Origin of the sequence: Bradyrhizobium sp. (genome assembly GCF_028868675.1) — a bacterium.
Taxonomy (GTDB): domain Bacteria; phylum Pseudomonadota; class Alphaproteobacteria; order Rhizobiales; family Xanthobacteraceae; genus Bradyrhizobium.
This window is the reverse complement of the sequence record NZ_JAGWUA010000300.1, coordinates 1-3,993: the sequence shown is the minus strand read 5'-3', so window position 1 is coordinate 3,993 and position 3,993 is coordinate 1. Positions and strand designations below refer to the sequence as shown.

3 protein-coding genes and 1 pseudogene are annotated in these 3,993 nt (G+C 66.4%); 1 reads left to right on the top strand and 3 read right to left on the bottom strand.

Annotation, left to right across the window (positions count from 1 at the left end):
• Both KGM94_RS24000 and KGM94_RS23995 read right to left on the bottom strand, forming a co-directional pair.
• Nucleotides 1-297: pseudogene (locus tag KGM94_RS24000) on the bottom strand (ABC transporter permease); the annotation flags it as partial.
• Complete coding sequence (locus KGM94_RS23995) at nt 294-1,217, bottom strand: ABC transporter ATP-binding protein (RefSeq protein ID WP_300264832.1); 924 nt, start codon at nt 1,215-1,217, stop codon at nt 294-296. The pseudogene KGM94_RS24000 and the gene KGM94_RS23995, both read right to left, overlap by 4 nt.
• Nucleotides 1,218-1,489: 272 nt before the next feature.
• Here KGM94_RS23995 and KGM94_RS23990 point away from each other — a divergent pair, with 272 nt between their 5' ends.
• Nucleotides 1,490-2,233, top strand: coding sequence for a hypothetical protein (locus KGM94_RS23990; RefSeq protein WP_300264829.1), 744 nt, complete (start codon nt 1,490-1,492; stop codon nt 2,231-2,233).
• A gap of 68 nt (nt 2,234-2,301) precedes the next feature.
• On the opposite strand, the gene KGM94_RS23985 is transcribed toward KGM94_RS23990, so the two are convergent.
• On the bottom strand, nt 2,302-3,993 hold a 1,692-nt coding region (locus tag KGM94_RS23985), incomplete at its 5' end, for a thiamine pyrophosphate-binding protein (protein WP_300264825.1).

The following is a 3,993-nucleotide window of genomic DNA, read 5'->3' as shown; positions in this document are numbered from 1 at the left end:
ATGGGAGATCGGCGCGGAGAGGATCTCGTAGATCGTGCCGACGAATTTCGGAAAGTAGATGCCGAACGAGGCGTTGGCGATGCTCTGGGTCAGGACCGACAGCATCACCAGCCCCGGCACGATGAAGGTGCCGTAGCTGACGCCCTCGACATGGTCGATGCGCGAGCCGATCGCGGCGCCGAACACCACGAAGTAGAGCGAGGTCGAGACCACCGGCGAGACGATGCTCTGCAGCAGCGTGCGCCAGGTGCGCGCCATTTCGAACAGGTAGATGGCGCGGACGGCGTGGAGATTCATGACGCCCTCACGAGGTCGACGAAGATGTCCTCGAGCGACGATTGTGTCGTGTCGAGGTCGGAGAAGCGGATGCCGGCGTTGCGGAGGTCGCCGAACAGGCTGGTGATGCCGGTGCGCTCGCCGCGGGCGTCGTAGTCGTAGGTGAGGAGGCTGCCGCCGTCGGACAGTTCGAGCTTGTAGGGGCTGAGGCTTTCCGGCAGCGCCTCGATCCGCTGCTGCAGGTGCAGCGTCAGCCGCTTCCGGCCGAGTTTCTGGATCAGTTTGGTCTTGTCCTCGACCAGGATGATCTCGCCCTTGTTGATGACGCCGATGCGGTCGGCCATTTCCTCGGCTTCCTCGATGTAGTGGGTGGTGAGGATGATGGTGACGCCCGAGGCCCGCAGCTCGCGCACCACCTCCCACATGCCCTTGCGCAACTCGACGTCGACACCTGCGGTCGGCTCGTCCAGGAACAGGATTTGCGGCTCGTGCGACAGCGCTTTCGCGATCATCACGCGGCGCTTCATGCCGCCGGAAAGCGTGATGATCTTGTCGTCCTTCTTGTCCCACAGCGAGAGGTCCCTCAGCACCTTTTCGATATGGGCCGGGTTCTTCGGCTTGCCGAACAGGCCGCGGGAAAAGCTCACGGTGGCCCACACCGTTTCGAACGCGTCGGTGTGCAGTTCCTGCGGCACCAGCCCGATCAGCGAGCGTGCCTTGCGATAGGAGGCGACGATGTCCTCGCCACCGACGGTGACGCGGCCCTCGCTCGGATTGGCGATGCCGCAGATGATGCTGATCAGCGTGGTCTTGCCGGCGCCGTTGGGGCCGAGCAGCGCAAGGATCTCGCCGCTGATGATGTCGAGATTGATGTTCTTCAGCGCCTGGAAGCCGGACCCATAGGTCTTCGACAGGCTGGCGACGGAGATGATGGAGGACATGAGGGCCGGCAGGTCAGGGGAGGGATTGGAACCGCCCGGCGGGGTGCGGGCGCGGTGGGAGAGCTGAGATAGGAATACCTCTCCCAGCCCGCAATTCCCCGGTCCGAAATCGTGCCAGAACAGGTAGTTGGCGGCACGGTTTCACGCCACTGTTGCATGGCGGACACGCGCGCCGGCTAAGATCGTGCATCACGCGGCTCTTTGTTGCGTGTGCGAGCGGCTGGAGGCTACGATTCCGGCCATCGCATGGCGTATATCCCCAGGGAAGATCGATGAGACCTCACGACCGTCACGCAACGGGCGCAAGCTACTTGTCAGCCAGCCGGGCACTGGCACGGCAATTCGTCCTGGGCCTGTGCCTCCTGCTACCCCTGGCCATCGGCACGATTCCCGTGCAGGCCGCCCAGCCGGCCCCCGCGGCACAGTCCCCGCTCGCGACCACGCACGTCTACCTGCTGCGCGGCGTGCTCAACATCTTCTCGCTCGGGCTCGATACGATCGGCGCGCGGCTCGAGGCGCAGGGCATCCCCGTCACGGTGACCAATTTCATGCACTGGTCCGGGCTCGCCGACGAGGCGATCGCCGCCTACAAGGCGGGCCGGCTGAAGACGATCATCCTGGTCGGCCACTCCTCGGGAGCCACCGCGCTGCCCGACATGATCGCGAAGTTCAACCAGTTCGGCGTCCCCGTGAAGCTCGCGATCGGGCTCGATTCGGTGTTCAAGACCAAGCTGTCGACCGGCGCCGAGCGCTACATCAATCTCTACATCAGCGACGGCCCCGGCGAGCCGGTGCGCGCGGCGGACGGTTTCCGCGGCAGGCTCGACAACGTCGACGTCCGCTCCACCGGCGTCGGCCACGTCTCGATCGACAAGAACGAACTGATCCAGCGCCGGGTGATCGCCGAGATCGACGCGGTGGTGCTGCGTCAGCACAAGGCGCCGGCAGCGTCCGCCGGGCCCACTGCGAAGCCCGCGCGATCGGCCGCCGCCACGGCGCCGCCGGCGCGGAACTGACGCACGCAGTTGGCGGAGGCCGGCGACGCCGCGACGACGTCGCCTTTTCTGCGCTTCGTGAGCCCTTGCTAGCCCTTGGGCTCCTCGTGCATCTTCTTGAAGTGGATCAGGCCCGGCGCCCACATGTGCTTGACCGGATCGACGTCGACGTGGATCACCGCGCATTTGCCCGAGGCGAGCGCACGCTCCAGCTCCGGCTTCAGCTGCTTCGGGTCGGAGACCCGTGCGCCGTAGGCGCCCATGCTCTGGCCGAGCTTGTCGAACTCGATCTCGCCGAGGTCGGCCTTGATCGTCTCCTCGGGGCCGAGATGCTTGAACAGCATGGTCTTGAACGGCCGCAGCATGAACTGCTGGTTCATCTTCACCATGCCCCACTGCTTGTCGCACAGCACGATGAAGACGATCTGCGCCTTGTTCCGCACCGCGGTCTCGATCTCCTGCGGATGAAAACCCATCGCGCCGTCGCCGATGATGCAGCAGACCGGCTTGCCCGGCCGCGCCACGGCGGCGCCGACCGCCTGCGCCATGCCGGCGCCGAGCATGCCGAACTTGAAGGTCGACAGCACCGTGTTGGGCACCTTCACTTGGTGATAGAACATCGCCCAGATGGCGGCGTTGCCGCCGTCGGCGACGAGCACGGTATCCTCCGGGAAAACGTCGCTGCAGACGTTGCCGATATGGGCGGGATTCATCGGCACCGCCATGTCCGTCAGCGCCTTGTCCCAGCCCGCGCGGTCCGCCTTCATCGCGTTCGCATAGCCGGCGACGCGCGCGCGCCGTCCGTCGAGCTTGCCCGGCCGCGCGACCTCGCCGGCCCGTCGCTCCAGCTCGTCGCCCAGAAGCTGCAGCGCACACTTCGCGTCGGCGAGAATGGCGAGATCGGCCGGCTTGTTCAGTCCCAGCATGTCGGCGTCGACGTCGATCTGAACCGTCGTCTGCTCGGACGGATGCCGCCAGTAGGGTGCCTTGCCCCACCAGTCGGTCTCGCCGAGCCGCGAACCGACGATCAGCACCGCGTCGGCGTCGTTGCGAACCTTGTGATTGAGCTTGACGTGCGGCATGGGCACGGCGAGGGCCGAGGTTTCCGGCAGCACGCCGCGCGCCGCCCAGCTCGTCGTCACCGGCGCGTGCAGCAATTCGGCCACCCGCCGCAGCTCGGCGAAGGCGCCGGCGTGGATGATGCCGCTGCCGGCATGGATCATCGGCGCATCGGCGGCGATCAGCAGCTGCGCCGCCCGTGCGACCTGGTCGGCCGTCGGCGTCAACGGTTCGGTCTGCCGGTACCGGTGCGGCGCCCAGGCCGCCCCCGCCGCCTTGAATTTGCCGTTCATGATGTTCTCGGGGACGTCCACATGCACGACCCCCGGCCGCCCCTCCCAGCTCCGCCGCAATGCCTTGCGCATGAGTTCGGCGACGCGGTCGAACGACGACACCGCCTCGCTCGACTTGGCGATCTTGCCGATGGTACCGGCTTGATCGAAGCACTGATAGGTTCCGCCACGGTCCGGATACATGATGCCCGGACGCCGTGCGCTGGTGATGGCGAGCACGCGGTTTCCCTCGGCCTCCTCGACCACGAGGCCCGGCAGGATGTTGGCGACGCCCGGGCCATTGCTCGCCATGCACACGCCGAGCTTGCCGGTCAGACGCGCATAGGCGCCCGCCATGTGCGCGGCCGAGGTCTCATGCCGGGGCGTGACGATCTCGATGCCGAGCCGGTGCAATGCCGAATAGAAACCGAAATAGGTACCGTCAACGAT

What these genes read in the sequence shown, in the direction of transcription:
- KGM94_RS23995 (WP_300264832.1), bottom strand. Translation starts at nt 1,217, where the DNA reads ATGTCCTCCATCATCTCCGTCGCCAGCCTGTCGAAGACCTATGGGTCC.
- KGM94_RS23990 (WP_300264829.1), top strand. Translation starts at nt 1,490, where the DNA reads ATGAGACCTCACGACCGTCACGCAACGGGCGCAAGCTACTTGTCAGCC.